Origin of the sequence: Erythrobacter sp. JK5 (assembly GCF_018205975.1) — a bacterium.
In the GTDB taxonomy this organism is placed as follows: Bacteria; Pseudomonadota; Alphaproteobacteria; order Sphingomonadales; family Sphingomonadaceae; genus Erythrobacter.
Genome location: NZ_CP073577.1, coordinates 2,196,896 through 2,219,488, shown reverse-complemented (window position 1 = coordinate 2,219,488; position 22,593 = coordinate 2,196,896). Strand labels below are relative to the sequence as shown.

Genomic DNA, 22,593 nt, shown 5'->3' with positions numbered 1-22,593 from the left:
CACACAATGAATTTGCCAGCAGGCTTGTCTGCAAGGTCAGTGACGCAGGGATCAGGACCTGGTCCACGGACAGGCGGCTACGTTGCCGCGGGCTTCGAACCGGTGGCCCATGCTTTCCAGGCATCGATCGCTTCGGGCGCGGCACTGGGTGCGGCGTGCACGATTATGCATCGCGGCAAGACGCTGGTGGATCTTCACGGCGGATGGAAAGACCAGTCGCGCAATCGTGTCTGGGAAGCCGACGATATCGCGCTGGTCTATTCGTTGACCAAGGGGCTGACGGGGATGGCTGCCGCCGTGGCGGTTTCGCGCGGGCTGTTCACGTACGACGAGCGTGTTGCCGACATCTGGCCGGAATTTGCCGCTCACGGAAAGGGCGCAGTATCGGTGGGCGAGGCGCTGTCCGAGCAGGCGGGTCTTGCCGCGATCGACACCAGGCTCACGCTCGAAAATATCGGCGACGAAGCGGCGATCTGCGCGGCTATCGCCGAACAGAAGCCCAACTGGGCGCCGGGCGATCATTCCGGGAACCACGCTTACACGCTCGGATGGATCGCCAGCGAGCTGATCCATCGCCGCGACCCGGCTGGACGCCGCCTGCCGCAATTCTTCGCCGAGGAGATCGCCGGGCCGATTGGGGCCGATGTTTTCGTCGGCCTGCCCGAAAATTTCGACCGCGATCGGATCGCGCGGATCGAAGGGTTCGGGATGCAGGATCTGTTCTTCCACCATACCACGATGCCATGGGCGCTCACCTTGAAGATGTGCCTGCCGGGCACGCTCGCCTTCCGCACGCTCAACAATCCGCTGGTCCTCGAAGGGCCGGGGGCGCTCGACAACGAAGCGTTCTGGCGTGTGGGGCAGGGCGCGGCCGGTGGGATGGCGTCGGCGCGCGGGCTGGCTGCGCTCTACGGTGCTTTCGCCGAGGGTGGTGACAAGCTGGGTGTGACGCCCGAAGTCATGGCCAACCTTTCCGCCGGCCATCCTTACCCGCGCAAGGGGCTCAAGGATCAGGTCCTGACCGCCGACATGTACTATTCCTACGGCTTCGAAAAGCCGTTCAGTGAATGGGAATTCGCCCGGACCCGCAGCGCCTTCGGCAGCTTCGCGGTCGGCGGTTCTCTGGCGTTTTGTGACCCCGAAGACGGCGTTGCCTACGCCTGGATCACCAACACACTTGGCACCGGCAAGTGGGACGATCCCCGCGAAAAGACGGTGCGCGAAGCCTTTTATGCCTGCCTGGAGAACCGCTCATGAGCATTCGCCACGTCGTCCTGTCCGATCTACACCTCGGTGCGCGCGACAGCCTGCTGACCCATGTGCACGGAAGCGGCGAGATTGCTGACGGTCCGTGCGAAGTGCTTGCCGCCTTCGCCAACGGTATGCGTGAGACTTTGGCCGATCAAGAAAAGCCGCAACTCGTCTTGCTCGGCGATGCGCTCGACCTGGGCCTCTCGCCGTTCGGCGACGTGTCGAAGAGCTTTCTCCAACTGCTTGACGCATTCTTCCCTGCGGATGGCACCGACCTGTTCGACCGCGAAATCATCTATGTCGCTGGCAACCATGACCACCATTTGTGGCGCATGGCGCAGGACCATGGCTTCGTCAGCGCGATCGCGGGCGGGCAGATTCCCGGCGATCTCGATGCGGTGACGACCATCTTCGGAACGCCCTCGCATCGCTGCCGGATGATGGAATCGCTCATCGCTCACCGGCCGCATTTGCAGGACGCATCGGTGAGGATCGCCTACCCGAACTGGGGACTACACGATGCCGGTTCAGGACGCGCAGTGGTCATGCATCACGGGCACTATCTCGACGGCATGTACCGCGCGCTCTCGCATGTGCGGGGCTTTCTCGGCGATGGCGATCCGCGTCCTGCCACGATGCGTCAGCTGGAGCAGGAGAACGGGCCGTGGATCGATTTCCTGTGGTCCGACCTCGGCAGCGCGGGCGAGATCGGCGGCGAAGCCGGTTCGCTCTATGGGACGATGCTGAGCGCGGGCGCCAGCCACGACTTCGCCGAAAGCATTGCGCGGCGGGTGACCGGTGGCCTGCATTCCAGGCTCGGCATCGACCCGAAGATGGAACTCAAATATGGGGTTACGCTAGACAATTTGATCCGCGCTGCGGTCGATCTGACGGCGGGTCGTGCCGCCGAGCGCCAGCGCGACGGCTATGGACACGTGCTTGGCGAAGCCGAGATCGAGGATATCGGCTGGTATCTCGGCAAGCCTCTGGCTGAGCAAATGCGTCAGGAACTGGCGTACACGCCGCGCGAGCTGTCCTTCATATTCGGCCATACGCACAAGCCATTCCAGGACGAGCTGCTGGTCGATGGTTGCGACGTCCCCGTCGGCATCTTCAACACCGGCGGCTGGGTGCTCGACGAGCCGACGCTGATGCCGGTGCAGGGCTGTGCGGCGATGCTGGTTTCGGACGATCTGGAGGTCGCATCGCTGCGGCTGTTCAACGATCCGACCGACGGCACGATTGCCCCGGTCCGGGTCGAGGGCAGCGGTCGTGAAACACGGCTGGTCGATGAGGCTGGCGAGGCGGTGGAGCGGGCTTCCAGGCACTGGGCCGAGTTCTCGCGCATCGTCCACGCGCACATTGTCGAGGAGGCCGACAAACGCGTCCGCCAGATGCTCGATAAATCCAACGAACAGCTGCGAGAGGCGGCGGAATGACTCTTCAGAAACGTATCGCTCGCGGCCTTTCCGAGGCGAAATCGCATTACACCGTTCTTGTTGTCGGGTCTGGCTATGGCGCGGGCGTCGCCGCCTCACGTCTCGCGCGGGCAGGGCAGGACGTGTGCGTGCTCGAGCGCGGCAAGGAAATGCTGCCCGGCGAATATCCGAACAAGCTGGCCGATGCGCAGGGCGCGATGCAGTTCAACGTCAAGGCCGGGTGGATCGGATCGCCCGACGCGCTGTTCGAAGTTCACGTCAACGACGATCAGTATGCGCTGGTGGGATGCGGTCTCGGCGGGACCTCGCTGATCAATGCCAACGTGTCGCTGGAACTGGACAAGCGTCTGCTCGACCAGGCGCACTGGCCCGCGGCCTTCCGCGACGATCCGCACGCGATCGACACCTATTACGAGCGCGCGCGCGAAATGCTTGCGCCCAACGTCTATCCCGACACGCACCCGCCGCTCGGCAAGCTCGAAGCGCTCGAGCATTCGGCGAAGGCAATGCGCAAGCGCTTCTACAAGACCCCGATCAACGTCACCTTCGAGGACAAGACCAACAAGTTCGGCGTCCCGCAGCCCGCCTGCACCAATTGCGGCGACTGCACATCGGGCTGCAATGTCGGTGCGAAGAACACCACGCTGATGAACTACCTGCCCGATGCCGCCAATCACGGGGCGGAGATCTTCACGCAGGCGAAGGTGCTGTGGATCGAGCGGGATGGCGACCAGTGGCGGGTGCATGTCGAGCACAATGGCGAGGATGGTGCGCCGGTGACCATCACCGCCGATCACGTAATCCTCGGCGCAGGCGCGATCGGATCGACCGAAATCCTGCTGCGCTCGCGCGACAAGGGCCTGCCCCTGTCCGACCGGCTCGGCGAGAGTTTCTCGGGTAATGGCGATGCGCTCGGCTTCGCCTATGACAGCTACTTCAAGGCGCACAAGGACGGCGATGATGTCACCGCCGCGCCCATCTACGCCATGGGTGTCGGCACGAACAACGTCGCACAGGAAGCCTATCCCGGCCCCTGCATCACCGGCGTCATCGACATGCGCGACAGCGAGGACGTGACCAAGGGACTGGTGATCGAAGAGGGCGTCGCCCCTGGAATTCTCGCCGCAGGCCTCGGCCCCGCCTTTTTCTTCGGCGAGGCTCTCGCCGATGGCTTCACCCGCTTCGGCTTCGACCAGGTCAAGCCGCGCCTGCTCGATGCCAAGGCGATGGGCGAGGCGGTGCAGACCGATCCCGGCAGCATCGCCGAATGGGCGTACAAGGGCCCGATGTCGCGCACGCTGACCTATCTCGTCATGAGCGTGGACGACTCCCAAGGGCAACTCGCGCTCGAAGACGACCGCATCACCATCCGCTGGGCCGAAGATGGCCAGCAAGCGACGTTCCGTCACGACGACGACACAATGCGCGAGGCGGCCGAAGCGATCGAGGCGCAGTACTTCTCCGACCCGCTATGGTCCGAACAGTTGGGCCGCAAACTGATCACCGTGCACCCGATCGGCGGTTGCGGCATGGGCGACGACGCCGCTTCGGGCGTGGTCGACGATACCTGCCGGGTGTTCGCGGGCACCAGCGGCACCGATGTTCACCAAGGCCTCTATGTCTGTGACGGTGCCGCGCTCCCGGGCGCAGTCGGGGTCAATCCGCTGCTGACCATCACGGCTGTTGCCGAGCGCGCGGTCGAAAAGCTCGTCCAGCGCGAAGGCTGGACCATCGATTATTCGCTCGGCGAGGAGGGGCCGCTGCCTCAGGAGGTCCCTGCCGAAGAGCTGGACGAAGCGGAGCCGCAAGAGCTTCCGCATCCCGAGCACCTCAAGCTTTCCATCGCCAAATGGGTCGGCGGTCATGCCATCGAACCCGTTGCCGATGCTGTCACCCATGCCGCCAAACACTTCGAAAGCGGGGCGATCGAGGAAGGAAAGGCCGCGATCCGCCAGCTGGTGAAGGAGCATCCCGAAGCGATGAGCCCGGGTCTCGCCTTCACCGAAACCATGGCGGGCCACATCAGCGCCACCGGTTGCCACCATCGCCCCTGCGGCCATGTCGAGCGCATTCGCGACGACTACGCCAACGGTGCGGCATGGGGTCAGGTGGAAAAGAGCGTGTGCAGCTTCAAGCTGACCGTCACGACCGACAATCTCCACCGCATGATCGAGGAGCCGGAGCACCGTTCGCGGATCACGGGCGAAGTGCTGCTGACCGCAATCGCGCCCGATCCTATGCCGGTGCGCGAAGGCACATTCCGCTTGCTGGTCGCCAATCCGGAGAAGGCTGAGAGCTGGAAAATGCTCTACGACATGGTGCTGGAGGGGCCCAAGGGACCGATCCATTTTCATGGCTTCAAGACGCTGGAAGAGCGCGGCCAAGGGAGCGCAAAGTCCGACCCGTGGACCGATCTGACCACGCTGTTCGTCACCCTGCGCCACGGCGAAGACGCGACCGGCAAACTGATCGGGCGCGGCGTGTTGAAGCTCGGGATCGATGAGTTCATGCGCCAGCTCACCACCATCACCGTCCACGATGCGGACACGCTGGTTGGCCATGTCGTCAACCTGATCCCGCGTGCGAAGAAGGCGATCGAGACCTATTTCGTCGCCAAGTATGCGGGCTTTTTCGCGATGACGGTGTTCCGCGCCTATGGAGGGATGCTGGCGACGCTCAACGATTTCTCGGGCAAGGACGCGGCGGCACTCAAGCTGCGCGACCTGCACCTTCCGCCTGCGGAGCGCCACATCGTGCCGACCGGCGACGGGGTCAACATCGCCCTCACACGCTATCGCGGCGGCGCGCGAGGTCCGGTGGTGCTGGCCCCGGGTTTCTCGGTGCGCGCGTCGAGCTTCGCGACTCCCACGGTCGACGAGAACCTCACCGAAAGCCTCGTTGCGCAGGGATATGACGTGTGGCTGTTCGATTATCGCGCGAGTGCGGATTCGGGCAACGACACCGAGCATCCGCCCGAGTTCACCATCGACGATATCGCTCGCTACGACTGGCCTGCTGCCGTCACGAAAATCCGCGCGGTGACCGGTGCCGACAGCGTCCAGGCGCTCGCACATTGCGTCGGATCGATGAGCCTGCTGATGGGCATCGGTGCGGGTTGGGTCAGTGGTGTCAGCTCGCTGATCAGCTCACAGCTGACCCTGCATCCGGTCACCGATTGGCTCAACTACATGAAGGCCGATCTCGGCGTCGCGGGGATGCTCGGAGAGATTTCCTTGCTCGACGGGCATATGGACTTCGTCAGCCAGGGCACCGAAGCGGATTACGAGATCGATGCGGTCGCGTACCAGATTCCCGTGCCCGAAGGGCAGGCGTGCAAGAACCCGACCTGCCGCCGCGTGTTCGGCACGTTCGGTCCAAGCTGGGATCACCGCCAGCTCGGCCACGACACGCATCTGGCGCTCGGCAGCATGTTCAGCCGGGTCTCGCTGTCGCCGTTCAAGCAATTGGGCGAGATCATGCACAAGGGGCTGGCCGTCGATGTCGAGGGCAAAGCGATCTACACCGGAAAGGAAGCGGCGCGGCGTCTGGCCTTGCCGATCACGTTCCTGTCGGGCGCGACCAACCAGATCTTCTACCCTGAAAGCGGTCAGCGCACCCGCGTCTGGCTGGCGGAACACAATGGCAGTGAGCTGTATCGCCAGCAGATCATTCCCGGTTACGGTCACATGGACCTGTTCATCGGCCGCAACGCGCACCGGGATGTGACGCCGTTGATCGTGGAAGAGCTCGATCGGCTCGACCGACAGGGTGGCTTCGAAGAGGTTCGCGATACCGCCTGAGAATTTCCTCGAGCCTGGCGCTGCGTCCACTCGCGCTGCGGTCAAATTCGCCGCATCAGCTCCGAGATGTGCGAGTCGCGGTTGGCCAGGAATACGCCGAGACGCTCGTCATAATCGTGCAGGGCCGCTGCGACGACGCTGTCTCGCCCGGAAAGGGCGTGGCGCCACTCCACCACTTTCGGCGTGTTTGCGAAGAACCCGAAGTCCGCGATCTTGTCGAATGTGTCGAAGTAGCGGAACACCGGCCCGAAGACCGTATCCACCAGAGAAAAGCGATTTCCATCGAACCACGGTGCCCCAACGAGACGCTTTTCGGCGCGGGCGAACTTTTGCGACAGCGTGACGATGGCCGCGTCGAACCCGGTCTCGTCCCTTGCGTTGTAGAGGCGGGCGATATCGTCGAGGATGCTCGAGCCGAATTCGATCCATGATCGATGCTCGGCGCGCTTCAGCGGATCGGCCGGGTGCAGGGGGCGGGGCTGGGTTTCCTCAAGGTATTCCAGGATCACCGCAGACTCGAATATCGCCGTTTGCCCGACCAGCAACAGCGGCGTTTTACCCAGCGGGGACAATTCGGCGAACCAGTCGGGCTTGTTCGCGAGATCGACGTAGATCCGCTCGTGTTCGACCTGCTTTTCCGCCAGAGCGATGAGCGCCCGCTGGACATACGGGCACAGGTCATGGCTGATCAGTGTAAGGGCTAATGTCATGTTCGTGAGATGCGTTGTCGATGCGACCGTCGCTCCCGGGGCTGCGGTCCCCGGTGGCGGCGGTGTCCGTTCCAGATGCGGTTGCGTCAGGCGAGCGCGCGCTGCTTCGAGATGAAGCCGGATCCCAGGATCGCCACCGCCAAACCGGCGTGAAGCCAGCGATCAGCTTCGTTGATGTGGATGATGCCGAGCAGCATGTTGCCGGTCGTCACAAACCCAAGCAGAGCAACGGCGACATAGGCGACGCCGATACCGATGACGGTATGTCTCGGTTTGCCCATCGACGCGCCAATCAGGAAGCCGGCCCCTGTTACGATGTGCACGAGATTGTGCATCGTGTTGACCGCGAAGAGTCCGTCCGGCGAGACGAGTGGATTGGGAACGAAGCCCAGCAGGCCGACCCCGATGAAAGTTGCGCCGAGCACGCGCGCGAGAAGCTTTGCTTCGATCATGTCTGGTTCCTTGTTCTGGCGGTGACTTGTTGTTGAATGTCGCTCGCAGCTAGATCGGTTGGACGCGACTAAACCAGACTGCGCACGGAAATATGGACGCTGCGCAATGCATTCCGGATCGCGTGCAAGATATGGGGGCCGCTGAACGCTGGGCCGGCACTTATTGCCTGTCGCGAACCACTGCCGATACATTGCCGATAGGTGGTCGTTTGCTGGTCTGCGGCGCGCTTTTTTTCGATTTTTCTTGCCGATCGTCCGAAGTGCTGTGCCGCCAGTCCTTTATGCAGGTGAGCCTATTTTCCTGATCGATCGGGAGTGCCAGTCCTTGTGCGTTCGCACATTCGAACGCCCCTTAACCGAAACAAGGAAATCCCAATGATCCGCAAGCTTACCAACGCGGCCGCTGCTGTTCTTCTCACCGGAGTGGCCCTTGCAACCCCCGCTGCGGCGGAGGAAGGCCCGTCCGACATGCAGATCGCGCATATCGCGTATACGGCCGGCAATCTCGACATCCGCTACGCCCACCTGGCGCTGGCGAAATCGAACAACCCCGAAGTGCGCAAGTTCGCCGAGCTGATGATCCGCGACCACGAATCGGTGAACGAACAAGCCGTCGCGCTGCTGACCAAGCTGGGCGCCACGCCCGAGGACAACCCGACCAGCCAGCAGCTGACGGCCAGCGCCAACACCAAGCTCAACGAAATGGCGCGGATGGATGGTGCGGCCTTCGATCGCGCCTATGCGGCCAACGAGCTGGGGTACCATCAATTCGTCAACCAGACCGTCGAAACGAGCTTCATTCCGGCGGTCGACAATCGCGAGTTCAAGAATCTGCTGAAGTCTGCGCTGCAGGTCTTCAAGGTTCACGAGCAGCACGCCGAACAGATGGTTCAGGCGCTGCGGTAATGCGGAAGCAGGCAACCCCCGCATCAGGAGGCCGCGCGCGCGGCCTCCTGATCTATGCAACGCTGCTGCTGGCTCCGCTGACCTACCTGGTCGTCGGCTTCGCGGCCGACCACGGCAACCCGGCCTACGCCAGGGAAGCCGGCTCCCGGTCGCGCACGCACGTGGTGGAGATACGACAGTTCAAGTTCCTGCCTGCGATGATCAAGGCGAAGCCGGGCGATGTGATCGTCTGGAAGAACCTCGATATCGCGCCGCATACCGCGACGGCGGAGGCATGGGATTCGGGCAACCTCGTCCGAAACCAGAGCTGGAGCCTGAAGGTCACCCGCAAGGGCACGATCGAATACATCTGCGCCTATCATCCGGCCATGAAGGGCAAGATCGTGGTCGAGTGACCCCGACACCGGGCCGAGCCACGCGCATCCCCCAACCGATCGACAGGCCTGCATGGCCAACCGTCCTGAAGCCGGGGTTCGGCCACGCTTTCTCAAGTCCGCACGAGACGTTTCAAGCGCTTCGAGCCGGATGCCCCCAATCGCAAAGAAACCAGATCCATGATCAGCAATACCAAATCCATTCTCATTGTGCCGGCAATCGCCCTGTGGGCGGTATCGGGCGGACCTGCCTGGGCACACCATGTGTCGGTGTCCGGCCCCTCCAACCAGGCCGGCCCGATCACGACCATCACCGCGGCTACGCCCGAGCAAGGCACGCTTTCCATCGGAACCGATTTCTACATCGAAGACTACGATGCCTTCCGCGACGCGCAACTGCTCGACTTCGCCGAGATGGACCTTGACGGCGTGCACAACACCGATGCCGCCTATGTCACGTCGCTCAATGTGGAATACGGGCTGCTCGACCGCCTCAGCGTGAGCCTGACCGTCCCGTTCTTCATCCGGACCGGCATTCGCGAGGCCGAGCACCACGAAGACGACGGCGCTGCTGCCAGCGCCCACCCCGAGATCGAACAGCTCGGAAGCTCGACCGGGATCGGCGATCTTCAGCTAGGCGCGAAGTACGCGGTGCTCGATCGCAATGCCGATGGCGTTGGCCTCGCATTGCTCGCCGGGCTCAGCATTCCCACCGGAAACGCCGACGAAGATACCAACGACGGGGAAAGGTTCGAAACCGAGTTCCAACCCGGCTCTGGCTCGTGGGATCCTCGCATCGGCCTGGCGATCGGGAAGGGCTTCGGCCCGGTCTCGCTCGACGCCAGCGTGCTCTACACGCTTCGCACCGAAGGCTCGCAGGATACCAATCTGGGCGACCATCTCGCGTTCAATGCGGGGTTGAGCTGGCGGATCGGGAAAGGCCCGCACATCCACGCAGACGGGACTTTCGAGCGGCACCAGGCGCTCGACCTAATCGTCGAGGTCAACGGCGAGTGGGAAGAGCGCGAGCGGGTCGGTGCGGTGCGGGACGTGCACAGCGGCGGGACCCAGATCTTCCTCGCTCCCGGATTGCGCTACAGCTCGGCCCATGGCTGGGCGATCTATTCCTCTCTGGGAATTCCGGTGCATGAAGATCTCAACGGTATCCAGAACGATACCGACATCCGCTTCAAGCTCGGGGTGGCGCTATCCCTTTGAACTCGCGCTCCCATGCTGACGACCGCGGGACGGACACCGACGCTCCATCCCGCGGGTCGCCCGGTAGCCGTTGCTTCTCCGGTCCACCCGAGAGGAGCCGGCCATGAACGTCCTCGATGACATTCTCAGCACCCTCAATCTCAAGGGCGTGCTGTACTTCAGAACCGATTTGTCTTCCCCTTGGGCGGTTGCCGTGCCCGAGCTGGACCAGGCAGCGCGGTTTCACCTGTGCGTGCAAGGTACCTGCTTCGTCGGCTTTGCCAGTGGCGACCGCGTCGAACTGAAAGCCGGCGATCTTATCCTCGTGCCGCGCGGCAGGTCGCACACGATCTCCTGTTCGCAGGCGGATGGTGCTCCTGCGCTCGAATCGGTCCTGGCCGATGCCGAGTATGACGGCGAAGGTGTGTTGGTCGTCGGAGACGGAGACCCGAACGCATCGACCCAGTTGATCTGCGGCCATTTCTCGTTCCGCAACGGTGCCGATCACCCGCTCCTGCGGGCCTTGCCCGATTATCTGCTCACCTGTTCCTCGATCCGCGCACGCGAAGTGTGGCTGGACGAGGTCTTGCGATTGCTCACGCGCCGGATGTTCAGCGAAGGAGCGGTCGCCAACGCGACGATCACGCGCCTTTCCGAGGTATTCTTTATCGAACTGCTCCGGCTCGGGGTGGGTCGGACGCCAGAAATGACCTCGCTTCTCAAGGCCCTGTCCGACCGCCAGATCGGAAAGGCACTCCAGTTGATGCATCGCCACGCGGAACAGCCGTGGACTGTCAGCCTTCTCGCCAGCGAAGTCGGCATGTCGCGAAGCAGCTTCGCCGATCGCTTCAGCGAGTTGCTGGGCATGGGGCCGATGAGCTATCTGTCGGAGTGGCGCCTGCAGAAGGCCCTCTCGCTGCTCGAGGACACACGATGCTCGGTGCAGCAGGCAGCCGCCGGAACCGGGTACCAGTCGCCCGCAGCCTTCACCCGCGCCTTCACCTCGCGGTTCGGCTGCTCACCACGGGAATTGAAGCGCAGAACCGGCTGAACCTGCCAGTGGCGCGGATGACGCTGCCTCTCCCGCCCCACCGACCGGTTACAGCCAGTGTGCTCATGGCGCCGGAAAGTCGCCAACAGGATTCTTCGGTACTCGCAAAGACTTTTTGGTGCGGTCGAGAAGACTCGAACTTCCACGGGCGTTAGCCCACAACGACCTCAACGTTGCGCGTCTACCAGTTCCGCCACGACCGCACTCGGGAGTCCGGGGTGCGCCGCGGCGCTGCCCCTTGGTAGGCGCGCGCCATTAGCAAGCGGTCCTGCCTTCCGCAAGGCTTTTGACACCTGGGCATCGCGACCCCGCGTCTGACTGCGCCCGCGCGTGTGTCCCGGCCCGGGACCACCTTTCCAAATCACTTGCGAACAGGGTTAATCGCGCGTCAACCATAGCCGATGAGCGCCGGAGCAGCCCTTCTGATGATCGTGCAGAGCGCCGCGCCGGTCGCGGCCGATGCCCAGACCACGCGCAGGCCCGTGCCCGGGGTGACCGTTTCGGCAAGCGCGCGGATTTTGCAGCCAGCGATTGTCCGCTACCGCCCGCGCGACGCGGTTCAGCAAGTGAGCGCTGAAAGCGCCGTTCCGCCGCAACGCTCGCGCGATGCCGCGGGAACGGTGTGGTTCGAATTCAACTGAACGCTACCCCGGGTGGATCAACCCGGCGACCAGCCGATTTCAGCCACCTCTGCGGTCGGCGGGATGTCGGCGATCGCTTCGGTCACGTTGAGGCTTTCCCCCGGCGCGAGTTCCGCCTTCGACGGCACCACCACCCAATTGCCGACCTGGCGTTCGCGTGCGTCGCGAAACACGATCAGCAGGGTCGGAACCGACACGGTGCTGCGCCCGGTGTTGGTGATCGCGCCGCGGACCCGAAATATCTCCTCGCCGTTCGCCAGCGTTTCGGGTTGCTGCTGCGCGGGCGGGAAGTCGAGCGCCAGATCGGGCTGGCCCAGGCCGAATGTCGGGCGGTTGAACGGCGCCCAGTCGGGCAGGCCGTAGTAATTGACGGCGACAATCGTGCCCGTCGCCAGCAGGGCAAAGATCGCCGCCGCAGCGGTCCACATCTTGAGCGGATTGCGCCGCGCGGTGAAGGGCGGGGTGTAATCGAACTGCGAGACCTCGCTGTCGCCGTAACCCTCGTCGTAGCCGGCGTCTTCCGCGATGTCGGCATGGTCCGCAAACGGGTCTTCGCCGCCCGCGAAACCGGGCGGTTCCTGGCTTGCCGGTTCGGGCACGGGGGGCTGGCATCAACCGGTGCAGGCGGCCTTGCCGCAGGCGCGGCGGCTTCCTGTCGCGGCAGACCCTGTCGCAGCGCCCGGGCCGCGATCTGTTCGGAGGGGTGGCTTTCGGTCTTCCAGTGGCTGATCGACGGGCCGCCCCCGGAGGGTTCGGCCGCATCGGCAACGGGCGGCGCGCTTTCAGGCGACGGCGACGGCGGCGGTGACGGCGGGGGCGCGGGCTGTTCGGACGGCGGCGATGGCTGGGTCGTCCCAGGTTCCGGGGCCGCCGGGGACGGGGCAACCGAAGCGAGGTCCAGCGGCCGCCCTTCCTGGAACCAGCTGTGCTTGCACTTCGCGCAGCGCACCGTGCGACCGTCGCCGCCGATGGCGGAATCGGGAACCGCGTAGCGCGTCGAGCAGGCAGGGCAGGCGATGATCATCCGGGCGAATGCAATAGCCCACGCCCCCGCCCGCACAAGGGCATCGGCCGTAGACATCGGCGAATCGCGCCTTTTTTCCACACTGCAGCGTCCTTATAAACTCCAATGCGATGACAGACTTCCCCGCGACGATGGCCTGCGTTAGGGCCGGGCCATGACCGACCGGCCGGGAGAAATCGTCAAATTCGACAATGTCGGGCTGCGCTATGGCACCGACCCGGAGGTGCTGAGCGACCTCAGCTTCACCCTGTTCCCCGGCAGTTTCTACTTCCTCACGGGTGCGAGCGGGGCGGGAAAGACCAGCTTGCTCAAGCTGCTCTACCTCGCGCAGCGGCCTTCGCGCGGGGCGATCCAGATGTTCGGGCAGGATGTCATCACCATGCCGAGGGGGCGCCTGCCCGATTTCCGGCGTCGGCTCGGCGTGGTGTTCCAGGACTTCCGGCTCGTTTCGCATCTCTCCGCGTTCGACAACGTGGCGCTGCCGCTGCGCCTTGCCGGGATCCGCGAAGCGAATGTGATCAAGCCGGTATCCGACATGCTGGACTGGGTTGGGCTGTCGCACCGCGCCCAAGCCGATCCGGCGACCATGTCGGGCGGGGAGCAGCAGCGCGTCGCGATCGCCCGCGCGGTGATCGCCCGACCGCAGATGCTGATCGCGGACGAGCCGACCGGGAACGTCGATCCGGAAATGGCGCTCAAGCTGCTGCGCCTGTTCGAGGCGCTCAACAACCGCGTCGGCACCACCGTGGTGGTCGCGACTCACGACGTGCACCTGCTCAAGAAAGTGCCGGATTCGCTGATCATGCGGCTCAACAAGGGGCGGTTGTCCGATCCGACCGGGGCGCTGCGGTTCCCCCCGCGACCCAGCGGCGGGTCGGCGATCGGCGCGCAGGTGCCATCATGACCGACGCTCCGCCGACCCGGATTCCGCCGCAGGGCAAGCGCGGCGATGGCGCCGGTCCGTTGCGCGGCAATTTCGCTGCACGGCTGGTGCCGCAGACCCGCTTCGGCGGCCCGATCCCTTGGGTCATCGCGATCCTGATCGCCTTGGTCATCGTTTCCGCCGCGGGCGGTCTGGCGCTGCGCAATCTCGCTAGCAGCGCCCGCGCCGACTTGTCCGACGCGCTGACGGTGCAGATCGTGGAGGCCGATCCGCAAGCGCGCCAGCGCGACGCGCAGGCCGCTGCGCAGGTGCTGGCCGACGATCCACTGGTCCAGTCGGTGCGGATCGTTCCCGAAAAGGAACTCGCCGACCTGCTCGAGCCGTGGCTGGGTGCCGGCGCGAGCAGCGACGAATTGCCGATTCCGGCGCTGATCGACGTCGAACTGACCCGCCGCGCCTCTGCCGGCGAGATCGCCCGGGTCGAGGCGCTGATGCGCGATGCCGTGCCCGATGCGCGGGTCGATGCGCAGTCGGACTGGCTGCGCCCGGTCTACGATGCGCTCGCCGCGCTGCAATATCTCGCGCTCGCTCTGATTGCGCTGGTCGCCTTCGCCACGGCTGCGGCGGTGTGGCTGGCAGCGCGCAGCGCCTTTGCCAATCACCGCGAGACGGTCGAGATCATCCACCTTCTGGGGGGCACCGACACGCAGGTTACCGGAATTTTCCAGCGATCGGTGCTGCGCGAAGCGAGTTTTGGCGCGGCAGCGGGACTGATGCTGGGCCTCGCCGCAGTGTGGCTGCTTGGCCGGCAGTTCTCCGCGCTCGACAGCGGCATGTTGTCAGGCGGCGGGCTCGACCTCGGCGACTGGCTGGTGATCGCGGCGATCCCGATCCTCGGCGTGCTGCTGGCGCTGCTGACGGGGCGCATCACGATCGCGCTCGCACTGCGGAGAATGCTATGATCCGGCGGTCCGTCGCTACGCTGTTCCTGATCTGGGCGCTCGGCTTCCTGTGGTTTGCGGTCTGGTTGCCGCAACCGGCGCAGGAGACGGCTACCGATGCTGTGATCGTGCCGACCGGCGGTGCAGGCCGGATTGCGCAGGGGCTCGATGTGCTCGATCGCGGGCTTGCCCGGCAGATGCTGGTGAGCGGCGTCGACCGCGAGGTAAAGCCGGAAGAGTTCGCCGCCCAGTTCGACGTGGCACCCGAACGAATGGAATGTTGCGTGACGCTGGGCTTTGCGGCGGTCGATACTCGCTCGAACGCTGCCGAGACTGCGCAATGGGTGGTCGACAACAAGGTCAAGACGCTGCGGCTGGTCACAACCGACTGGCACATGCGCCGTGCCGCGCGCGAGCTCGACCGGGCGTTGCCCGACGATGTCACGGTGGTGCGCGACGCGGTGCCGTCCGAACCGAGCCTGACCAGCCTGTTTCTCGAGTATCACAAGCTGCTCGCCAGCTGGGTCGCCGGACTGTTCGGTTATTGAGGGCAGCCATGGCGGTTCTACGCAGTCTCCTGTTCTACCTGTTGTTCTACGGGTTCAGCGCCGTGCTGGTGGTTGCATCGGTGCTGGCGATCCCGTTCGGGCGGCATTGGCTCAAGCGGGTGGTGGCGACATGGGGCAAGTGGCACCGCTGGTGCGTGAGCAACCTGCTGGGCATTGCGATCGACGTCGAAGGCTCGCTGCCCGACGAACCGGTTCTGATCGCGATGAAGCACGAAAGCTATTTCGAAGCGATCGACCTGCCGCACCTGCTCAGCTTTCCCGCCGTGTTCGCCAAGCGCGAATTGTTTACGATCCCCGGCTGGGGGTTTTCGGCGAAAGTCTACGGTCTTGTACCTGTGGCCCGTGATGAAGGCGCGCGGGCGCTGCGGCATATGCTGACGACCGCGCGGCAACGGATTGCGGAGGGCCGTCCGCTGGTGATCTTTCCCGAGGGCACACGGGTGGAACACGGGAGTGAGCGCCCGCTGCAATCGGGGTTTGCCGGGCTTTACAAGCTGCTGCGACTGCCGGTCGTGCCGGTCGCTGTGAACAGCGGCCCGCTTTATAACCGGCTGTGGAAGCGGCCGGGCACGATCACATATCGGATCGGCGAGACGATCCCGGCAGGCCTCCCCCGCGCGGAAGTCGAGGCGCGTGTGCATGCAGCGATCAATGCGTTGAATTGAGCCTCATCGGCTGCGACGCAGCCGCAAGGGCGACCGCCCGCCCGCAGCGATGCGACCTTCAGGTCGCGTGAGCGAGGATAGCCAAGGGGCCGGATGGCCCCGCCGGCGCTTGAGGCGAAATCAAATATGATCCTCCCGCCCGAAATCGGGCCGCTCGTCGTCCTGCCCTTCCTCGATGATCGAGCGCCGTATCGCGCGGGTGCGGTCGAACAGGTCGTGCAGGGTGTCGCCGTCGCCGGATCGTATCGCGCGTTGCAGCGCCGTCAGGTCCTCGGTGAAGCGGCCCAGCATTTCGAGCACGGCGGTCTTGTTCGAGAGGAACACGTCGCGCCACATCACCGGATCGGAGGCGGCGATGCGGGTGAAATCGCGAAAGCCACCGGCGGAATACTTGATGACTTCGCTGCGGGTCACGTCTTCCAGATCGCTGGCGGTGCCGACGATGGTGTAGGCAATGAGGTGCGGGATGTGGCTGGTCACGGCGAGCACGAGGTCGTGATGCTCGGCATCCATGATCTCGATCCGCGCGCCGAGACCGCGCCAGAAATTCGCAAGCACCTCGACCTTGTCCTCCTCCGCATCGGCTGGAGGGGTGAGGATGCACCAGCGATTGGCGAACAGGGTCGCGAACCCGGCCTCCGGCCCGCTCTGCTCGGTCCCGGCGACGGGGTGCGCAGGGATGATCGTGTGGCCCGGCAGCGCTTCTGCCAGCGCCTCGGCGACGTGGCGCTTGGACGAGCCGACATCGCTGACGATTGCCCCTTCCGGCAAGGCATCGGCAAAGGCGCGCGCGGCATCGCCCATCGCGCCGACCGGCACGCACAGGATCACCAGATCGGCCTCGGCCACGGCCTCGCCGGGGGTCTCGCACACCGTACCGACCAGATCCCGATCCGTGGCGACCGCGCGGACATTGGGATCGGCGTCGAAGCCGGTGGTGGCAATTCCCGGCGCGCGCTCGCGCAGCGCCAGCCCGATCGATCCGCCGAGCAGGCCAAGCCCGATGATGGCAACCCGATTGATCGTCATGGCGCCTCTCCGCACAGCTGGCGCAGGGTGGCGATGACTCGGGTCATGTCTTCGCTCTTGCCGATGGTGATGCGCAGCGCATGGCTGAGGCCGGGTTCCGGGATGTGTCGCACCGCGTAACCGACTTCCGCGATCGCATCGCGCGCGGTTTCGGCGGAAAGGTCGCCCTCGAACTGCACCAGCAGGAAGTTCGCCTCGCTCGGCACCGCGCTCAGCCCGTGATTGCCCAGCGCCGCAACGGCATCGGCGAGGCGCGCACGCTCGGCGGCGTTGTGATCGCGGCTGCGGCGAACGAAATCCTGATCGTCCAGCGCGGCCAGCCCGGCCTTCTGCCCCGATGCGGTGACGTTGAACGGTCCGCGAATGCGGTTGAGCGTCGCGATCAGTCCCGGCGCCCCGGTCGCCCACCCGATCCGCTCGGCGGCGAGGCCATAAATCTTGGAGAAGGTGCGCGTGACCAGCACGTTTTCGTGGGCTGCAGCGAGCGCAAAGCCGGCGCGCTGTTCGGCTTCGGGCAGGTATTCGGCATAGGCCTCGTCCACCACCAGCACCACGTCCTGCGGCAGGCCGGCATGCAGCCGCTCGACCTCATTCGCCGGTATCCAGGTGCCGGTAGGATTGTTGGGATTGGCGAGGAACACCACCCGGGTCCGCTCGCTGACGGCGGCAAGCAGCGCATCGACATCGGCGGTGAAATCGCGGTCGGGTGCTTCGACCGGGTTCGCGCCGCAGCGCCGCGCGGCGATGTCGTAGACCGAGAAGGAGTGGCGGCTGAACAGCACCTCGTCGTCCTGCCCGGCATAACCCTGCGCAGCGAGGTTGAGCAGCTCGTCCGAGCCGGTGCCGCAGACGATCCGGTCCGCGTCGAGCCCATGCAGTTCAGCGATTTTCGCGCGCAATGCCTTGCTGTCGGGATCGGGATAGCTCGCCGCCTCTCCGCGCGCTGCTTCGAGCGCGGCCAGCGCCGCCGGGCTGGTGCCGAGCGGGTTCTCGTTCGCCGACAGTTTCACCAGCGGACGCCCGTCGCTCGCGGTCGCCTTGCCGGGAACATAGGCGTGGATCGCCTCGATCCAGGGTTTGGGTGTGGGTTTCGACTTCATCGCGCAGCGGCTTGAAGAAAATCCGGTGCTTCGACAAGCTCAGCACGAACGGAATAGCGAAAATTTCTCCTAACCGTTCGCCCCGAGCTTGTCGAAAGGCCGTTTTTCCTCTTTGGCGGGCGCAATGAATGCCGCTTCCGCCTCCCACAGCTTTGCGCTGCCCAGCGACCTGCCGCTCGACAGCGGCGAGGTGCTTTCGGGCGTGGAGATCGCCTACGCAACCTATGGCGCGCTGGCGGCGGATCGATCGAACGTCGTGCTGATCTGCCACGCGCTTACCGGCGACCAGTATGTGGCATCTACCCATCCCATCACCGGCAAGCCTGGCTGGTGGGAGCGGATGGTCGGCTCCGGCAAGCCGATCGATACCGACCGCTTCCATGTCATCTGCGCCAATGTGATCGGCAGCTGCATGGGCTCGACCGGCCCGGCGAGCCCCGGTTCGGATGGCAAGCCCTACGCGATGCGCTTTCCCGTCATCACCATCCGCGACATGGTGAGGGGAGTGGTCGCGCTGCTCGACGGGTTGGGGATCGAGCGGCTGCACACGATTGTCGGCGGGTCGATGGGCGGGATGCAGGCGCTGAGCCTCGCGGCGAACTGGCCCGACCGTACCGAACGCGTGCTGGTGATCGCCTCGACCGCGCGGCATTCGGCGCAGAACATCGCGTTTCACGAAGTCGGACGGCAGGCGATCATGGCCGATCCCGCCTGGGCCGGGGGTGACTATTACGCGAGCGACGCGAAACCCGACAACGGGCTCGCAGTGGCGCGGATGGCGGCGCACATCACCTACCTCTCGGAAGCCGGACTGACCGAGAAATTCGGGCGGCGGTTGCAGGCCAGGGAAGACGGGAAACCCGGTGCCAAGAGCTTCGGCTTCGATGCCGATTTCCAGGTCGAGAGCTACCTGCGCTACCAGGGCAGCGGGTTTACCCAGCGGTTCGATGCGAACAGCTATCTCTACATCACGCGGGCAATGGACTATTTCGACCTCGCCGAAGAGCATGGCGGCAAGCTCGCCAACGCGTTCTCGGGCAGCCCTGCGCGGTTCTGCCTCGTCAGCTTCGACACCGACTGGCTCTATCCGACGGCGGAGAGCCGCCACATCGTCCATGCGCTCAACGCCGCCGGAGCCAAGGTCAGCTTCGTCGAATTGAGCGCGCCCAACGGCCACGACAGCTTCTTGCTCGAACACGCGCAGCTCGACCGGGTGGTGAAGGGGTTCATCGAATGAGCCGGTCCACCCTCCGTCCCGATCTCGCCGTCATCGCCGAGCATGTCGCGGCGCAGAGCCGGGTGCTCGATATCGGCTGCGGCGATGGCGCGCTCATGGCCGAGCTTGAAGGCGCGAAACAGGCCGACGCGCGGGGGATGGAGATCGACGCGGCAAAGGTCGAGCGCTGCGTCGCGCGCGGGCTTTCGGTGGTGCAGGGCGATGCCAATACCGACCTTGCGGACTATCCCGACAAGGCGTTCGACTATGCGATCCTGAGTCAGACGCTGCAGACTGCGACCCGGCCCGACCTGATGCTCGACGAACTGCTCAGGGTCGGGCGGCGGGCCTTCGTCTCGTTCCCGAATTTCGCGCACTGGCGGACCCGCTCCGCGCTGATGTTCGGGGGCGGATGCCAGTGACGCGGGCGCTGCCGGTCAGCTGGTACGAAACCGACAACATCCACCACGTCACCGTTGACGACTTCCGTGATCTCGCGCGCGAAAAAGGCGCAGCCATCGACCGCGCCTGGTACTTCGCCAATGAAGCGCAGATCGGCGAATTCGGCGCCAACTGGCGTGCCGAATTCGCCGTGTTCCAGCTTAGCCGGTAGGGTGGAGTGAGCGAGCGGCCCCGGACACTTCCGCCAGATTAGGCGCGGTGGATGCCGCAGATCTTGTGGCCGTCGGGATCGGTGAAATAGCACAGGTTCATCGTGCCCATCGTGTTCTCGCGCGGGCCGGGCGGGTCTTCGATGCTGGTTCCGCCATGAGCGATCGCGACGTCGTGCAGTTCCTTCACCTGTTCGAGTGAGTTGCACTTGAAGCCGATGGTCGATCCGTTGGCGACAGTGGCCGGTGCGTCGTTGATCGGCTCGCTGACCGAAAAGGTGCTGCCGTCGTGCATGTAGAACAGCCGCGTGTGGCCGGTGGCGGAAACATTGACGAACGGCTCGCCCGCACCGAGTACGCCGAGCACCGCGTTGTAGAATTTCTTCGACCGCTCGATATCGTTGCTGCCGATCATGATGTGGTTGAGCATCGGTGACTCCTCTCATGCTGATATTTGCATGCGCGGTAGCATGAGGTTCATCGCGCTGGCTATACGGCGCGTGCGATGATGATGAGAACTCTTGTCGCAGTCCTGCTGGCTGCGCAAAGCCCGACCCCGGCAACCCCTGCGGACGAAGTCCGGCTGACGCAGGAGAACCGCGCGGCCATTCGCTGTTCGGCGGCGTTCGCGATCATCGCACACCTGCAGTCGACCGGAGACGAATCGGCACGGAAATGGCCCGATCTCGGCCCGCGCGGGCGCGAATTCTTCGTTGTCGCCCTGGCGCAGGTGATGGATCAGACCGGGCTCGACAGGAATGGTGTGGCACAGCTTGTCGGCGACGAGGCGCGCCGCCTTCGGGACGAGGGCGCAGTCGATGCGGTCATGCCCGCGTGCCTGGTGATGCTCGAAGCGTCCGGGGTCTGAGCGCACTCGTTCAGCTAAACGTCATCGAACATGAACTAGAGCGGTCGCACCCCGAAATACCGAAAGGATCTGCCATGCGCGCTTTCCCCCTTGCCGCTGCTGCGGTGATTGCGTTCGCCTCGCCCGTCTACGCGCAGGCTGACGAACAACCGGTCGAGCCGCCGGAAGCGGCATTGTCGGAACTGTCGGACAGGCTCGGCGATCCGCAATTCCAGGATCAGGCCGCCGTCATGGCGCAGGTTTTCGTGAGCGCGATGCTCGATCTCGAGGTCGGTCCGTTCGCCGATGCGATCGACCGCGCGACCGGCGGGGCGGGGCCGGATATCGATCCCGATGCCCGCGTCCGCGATCTTGCTCCCGAAGCCGAGGACCTGCCCGAACGGCTGTCCGAAAGTCTGCCGGTGGCGATGAATGCGATGAGTGCCATGACCGAGGGCATGCGCGACATGCTCCCCGCCTTCCGCGATATGGCCGAGCGCATGCGCGAAGCGATCGAAGAAGCGCGCGACGCGCGATAACCGCATATAAGTCGCCGCTTACGCAGCCGCGAATATGGACGTATCCGCGCGCTTGAGGCATGATTTCACGCGCAATGTGGCAGCTCTATCAATTTCCCCTGTGTCCCTTCAGCCGCAAGCTGCGGCTGCTGATGGGTGAGAAGAACATTGCCTACGAGCTCGTGCGCGAAGATCCCTGGGCGGCGTCCGACATGTTCTTCAACCTCAACCCCGCCGGGCGCACCCCGGTGCTGGTGGACGAGGAGCGCGGGATCACGATCGCCGACAGCCGCGCGATCGCGGAATATTTCGAGGAGACGGTCGACCGCTCCCCGATGATCAACGGCACGGCGACGGTGCGTGCGGAAATCCGCCGTCTGGTCGCCCTGTTCGACGAGAATTTCTACACCGACGTGACCGCGCCGCTGCTGTCCGAGCGGATGAAGAAACGCATCGTGCTGCGCCAGCCGCCCGACAGCAAGGCGCTGCGCGAAGCGATGAAGATGGCGCACGGCCATCTCGATTACATGGACTGGCTGATCGACAACCGCCCGTGGCTGGCGGGATCGACCATGAGCCTGGCGGACCTCGCGGCTGCGGCGCAGATCAGCGTCGCCGACTATCTCGGCGGGATCGACTGGACCGGGCACGAACAGACCCGAGGCTGGTATGCGGTGTTCAAGAGCCGACCGAGCTTCCGTCCGCTGCTGACCGAACGGATGGACGTGATCAAGCCGCCCGCACATTATGCGCTCGTCGACGGATAGCGACACCGCCCTGCCCGGCTGAAGCCGGGCCGGCATGCGACCCCGGCTCGCACTGTACGCTACGCCATCGCCCTTGCGGACGCCGCTGCTCGCCCCGATATTGGGGGGAACAGGAAGGACCCCCGCATGACCTCCCCCGATCCCAAGACGCTGAGCGAAGACGACTGGCGCCGAAAACTCACGCCCGAGCAATTCCACGTATTGCGCGAGGCGGGGACCGAGCGCGCCTTCACCGGCCAGTACGACAAGCATTTCCAGGACGGCGAATACATGTGTGCCGGCTGTGGCACGAAGCTGTTCGAAAGCGATGCGAAGTACAACAGCGGCTGCGGCTGGCCCGCCTTTACCAGGGCCGCGGACGAAGAGACCGTCGAGGAGCGGCGCGACACATCGTTTGGCATGATTCGCACCGAAGTGCTGTGCGCGACCTGCGGCGGGCATCTCGGCCACGTCTTCCCGGACGGCCCGCCCGATGCCGGCGGCATGCGCTATTGCATCAATTCGGCCGCGCTCGATTTCGATGGGGAAACCGACCAGACCGGCGATTGAGCGCGCGACGGGGTCGATTCCCGGGGGACCGGTGCCGCCGGACATGTTCACGC

Annotated in this window: 24 protein-coding genes, 1 tRNA gene and 2 pseudogenes; 19 read left to right on the top strand and 8 right to left on the bottom strand. The window is 64.8% G+C overall.

From position 1 onward, the window contains the following. Positions 1-102 precede the first annotated feature (102 nt). From KDC96_RS10720 to KDC96_RS10710, 3 genes are read left to right on the top strand one after another with little or no spacing between them, the layout of a single operon-like run. The gene (locus tag KDC96_RS10720; RefSeq protein WP_249171757.1) at positions 103-1,257 is read left to right on the top strand and encodes a serine hydrolase; all 1,155 of its coding nucleotides are present in this window, start codon (positions 103-105) and stop codon (positions 1,255-1,257) included. Then, positions 1,254-2,690: a metallophosphoesterase gene (locus KDC96_RS10715; protein WP_212448430.1), complete on the top strand. Its 1,437-nt coding sequence runs from the start codon at positions 1,254-1,256 to the stop codon at positions 2,688-2,690. The genes KDC96_RS10720 and KDC96_RS10715 overlap by 4 nt, the downstream gene beginning before the upstream one ends. After that, positions 2,687-6,490, top strand: a complete 3,804-nt coding sequence (locus tag KDC96_RS10710; RefSeq protein ID WP_212448429.1) for a GMC family oxidoreductase N-terminal domain-containing protein — start codon at positions 2,687-2,689, stop codon at positions 6,488-6,490. Before KDC96_RS10715 ends, KDC96_RS10710 begins: the two co-directional genes overlap by 4 nt. A gap of 41 nt (positions 6,491-6,531) precedes the next feature. On the opposite strand, the gene KDC96_RS10705 is transcribed toward KDC96_RS10710, so the two are convergent. Further along, positions 6,532-7,200, bottom strand: coding sequence for a glutathione S-transferase family protein (locus KDC96_RS10705; protein WP_212448428.1), 669 nt, complete (start codon positions 7,198-7,200; stop codon positions 6,532-6,534). Between the two features lie 86 nt (positions 7,201-7,286). Continuing rightward, positions 7,287-7,652, bottom strand: a complete 366-nt coding sequence (locus KDC96_RS10700; RefSeq protein ID WP_212448427.1) for a DUF4383 domain-containing protein — start codon at positions 7,650-7,652, stop codon at positions 7,287-7,289. A 92-nt stretch (positions 7,653-7,744) separates the two neighbouring features. Here KDC96_RS10700 and KDC96_RS10695 point away from each other — a divergent pair, with 92 nt between their 5' ends. From KDC96_RS10695 to KDC96_RS10675, 5 genes are all read left to right on the top strand, one after another. Further along, entirely contained in the window at positions 7,745-7,957 is a 213-nt protein-coding gene (locus KDC96_RS10695) for a hypothetical protein (protein WP_212448426.1), read from the top strand. Positions 7,958-8,027: 70 nt separating this feature from the next. Next, the gene (locus tag KDC96_RS10690) at positions 8,028-8,558 is read left to right on the top strand and encodes a DUF4142 domain-containing protein (RefSeq protein ID WP_212448425.1); all 531 of its coding nucleotides are present in this window, start codon (positions 8,028-8,030) and stop codon (positions 8,556-8,558) included. Next, positions 8,558-8,953, top strand: a complete 396-nt coding sequence (locus KDC96_RS10685; RefSeq protein ID WP_212448424.1) for a cupredoxin family copper-binding protein — start codon at positions 8,558-8,560, stop codon at positions 8,951-8,953. The genes KDC96_RS10690 and KDC96_RS10685 overlap by 1 nt, the downstream gene beginning before the upstream one ends. Positions 8,954-9,112: 159 nt before the next feature. After that, complete coding sequence (locus KDC96_RS10680; protein ID WP_212448423.1) at positions 9,113-10,150, top strand: transporter; 1,038 nt, start codon at positions 9,113-9,115, stop codon at positions 10,148-10,150. 103 nt (positions 10,151-10,253) lie between these two features. Continuing rightward, positions 10,254-11,180, top strand: coding sequence for an AraC family transcriptional regulator (locus tag KDC96_RS10675; RefSeq protein WP_212448422.1), 927 nt, complete (start codon positions 10,254-10,256; stop codon positions 11,178-11,180). Between the two features lie 116 nt (positions 11,181-11,296). On the opposite strand, the gene KDC96_RS10670 is transcribed toward KDC96_RS10675, so the two are convergent. Continuing rightward, positions 11,297-11,383 (bottom strand) — tRNA-Leu (locus KDC96_RS10670). Positions 11,384-11,581: 198 nt separating this feature from the next. Here KDC96_RS10670 and KDC96_RS10665 point away from each other — a divergent pair. Beyond that, on the top strand, positions 11,582-11,821 hold the full coding sequence (locus KDC96_RS10665) for a hypothetical protein (RefSeq protein WP_212448421.1): 240 nt from the start codon (positions 11,582-11,584) through the stop codon (positions 11,819-11,821). A 17-nt stretch (positions 11,822-11,838) separates the two neighbouring features. On the opposite strand, the gene KDC96_RS16430 is transcribed toward KDC96_RS10665, so the two are convergent. Both KDC96_RS16430 and KDC96_RS16425 read right to left on the bottom strand, forming a co-directional pair. Next, complete coding sequence (locus KDC96_RS16430; protein WP_249172027.1) at positions 11,839-12,420, bottom strand: hypothetical protein; 582 nt, start codon at positions 12,418-12,420, stop codon at positions 11,839-11,841. A 368-nt stretch (positions 12,421-12,788) separates the two neighbouring features. Beyond that, positions 12,789-12,845 (bottom strand): annotated as a pseudogene (locus KDC96_RS16425) (zinc-ribbon domain-containing protein); the annotation flags it as partial. A gap of 154 nt (positions 12,846-12,999) precedes the next feature. Here KDC96_RS16425 and ftsE point away from each other — a divergent pair. Genes ftsE through KDC96_RS10635 form a run of 4 tightly spaced genes read left to right on the top strand, consistent with a single transcriptional unit; the run spans position 13,000 to position 15,903 of the window. After that, complete coding sequence (gene ftsE, locus KDC96_RS10650) at positions 13,000-13,749, top strand: cell division ATP-binding protein FtsE (protein ID WP_212448418.1); 750 nt, start codon at positions 13,000-13,002, stop codon at positions 13,747-13,749. Next, positions 13,746-14,690, top strand: a complete 945-nt coding sequence (locus tag KDC96_RS10645; RefSeq protein ID WP_212448417.1) for an ABC transporter permease — start codon at positions 13,746-13,748, stop codon at positions 14,688-14,690. The genes ftsE and KDC96_RS10645 overlap by 4 nt, the downstream gene beginning before the upstream one ends. Further along, positions 14,687-15,217: a YdcF family protein gene (locus KDC96_RS10640; protein ID WP_212448416.1), complete on the top strand. Its 531-nt coding sequence runs from the start codon at positions 14,687-14,689 to the stop codon at positions 15,215-15,217. Before KDC96_RS10645 ends, KDC96_RS10640 begins: the two co-directional genes overlap by 4 nt. An 8-nt stretch (positions 15,218-15,225) precedes the next feature. Further along, positions 15,226-15,903, top strand: a complete 678-nt coding sequence (locus KDC96_RS10635; protein WP_212448415.1) for a 1-acyl-sn-glycerol-3-phosphate acyltransferase — start codon at positions 15,226-15,228, stop codon at positions 15,901-15,903. A 120-nt stretch (positions 15,904-16,023) separates the two neighbouring features. Here KDC96_RS10635 and KDC96_RS10630 read toward each other — a convergent pair whose 3' ends face one another. Together KDC96_RS10630 and hisC are read right to left on the bottom strand one after the other, a co-directional pair. After that, complete coding sequence (locus KDC96_RS10630) at positions 16,024-16,932, bottom strand: prephenate/arogenate dehydrogenase family protein (RefSeq protein ID WP_212448414.1); 909 nt, start codon at positions 16,930-16,932, stop codon at positions 16,024-16,026. Continuing rightward, complete coding sequence (gene hisC / locus KDC96_RS10625; protein WP_212448413.1) at positions 16,929-18,032, bottom strand: histidinol-phosphate transaminase; 1,104 nt, start codon at positions 18,030-18,032, stop codon at positions 16,929-16,931. Before hisC ends, KDC96_RS10630 begins: the two co-directional genes overlap by 4 nt. A 124-nt stretch (positions 18,033-18,156) precedes the next feature. Here hisC and KDC96_RS10620 point away from each other — a divergent pair, with 124 nt between their 5' ends. Continuing rightward, positions 18,157-19,269 carry a homoserine O-acetyltransferase gene (locus tag KDC96_RS10620; protein WP_212448412.1) on the top strand — a complete coding sequence of 371 codons (1,113 nt, stop codon included), beginning with the start codon at positions 18,157-18,159 and terminating at the stop codon, positions 19,267-19,269. Beyond that, positions 19,266-19,861: pseudogene (gene metW, locus KDC96_RS10615) on the top strand (methionine biosynthesis protein MetW). The gene KDC96_RS10620 and the pseudogene metW overlap by 4 nt, the downstream one beginning before the upstream one ends. Before the next feature lie 38 nt (positions 19,862-19,899). On the opposite strand, the gene KDC96_RS10610 reads toward metW, so the two are convergent. Continuing rightward, positions 19,900-20,289, bottom strand: a complete 390-nt coding sequence (locus KDC96_RS10610) for a VOC family protein (protein WP_212448411.1) — start codon at positions 20,287-20,289, stop codon at positions 19,900-19,902. A gap of 75 nt (positions 20,290-20,364) precedes the next feature. On the opposite strand from KDC96_RS10610, the gene KDC96_RS10605 reads away from it, so the two are divergent. The 4 genes from KDC96_RS10605 to msrB all read left to right on the top strand — a co-directional run bounded on the left by KDC96_RS10605 (position 20,365) and on the right by msrB (position 22,540). Beyond that, positions 20,365-20,727 carry a hypothetical protein gene (locus KDC96_RS10605; protein WP_249171756.1) on the top strand — a complete coding sequence of 121 codons (363 nt, stop codon included), beginning with the start codon at positions 20,365-20,367 and terminating at the stop codon, positions 20,725-20,727. A gap of 74 nt (positions 20,728-20,801) precedes the next feature. Then, positions 20,802-21,245 (top strand): hypothetical protein, encoded by a 444-nt coding sequence (locus KDC96_RS10600; RefSeq protein ID WP_212448410.1) that lies wholly within the window; start codon positions 20,802-20,804, stop codon positions 21,243-21,245. 74 nt (positions 21,246-21,319) lie between these two features. Next, positions 21,320-21,991, top strand: a complete 672-nt coding sequence (locus KDC96_RS10595) for a glutathione S-transferase family protein (protein ID WP_212452599.1) — start codon at positions 21,320-21,322, stop codon at positions 21,989-21,991. A 126-nt stretch (positions 21,992-22,117) separates the two neighbouring features. Beyond that, the gene (gene msrB / locus KDC96_RS10590) at positions 22,118-22,540 is read left to right on the top strand and encodes a peptide-methionine (R)-S-oxide reductase MsrB (protein WP_212448409.1); all 423 of its coding nucleotides are present in this window, start codon (positions 22,118-22,120) and stop codon (positions 22,538-22,540) included. Positions 22,541-22,593: the final 53 nt, after the last annotated feature.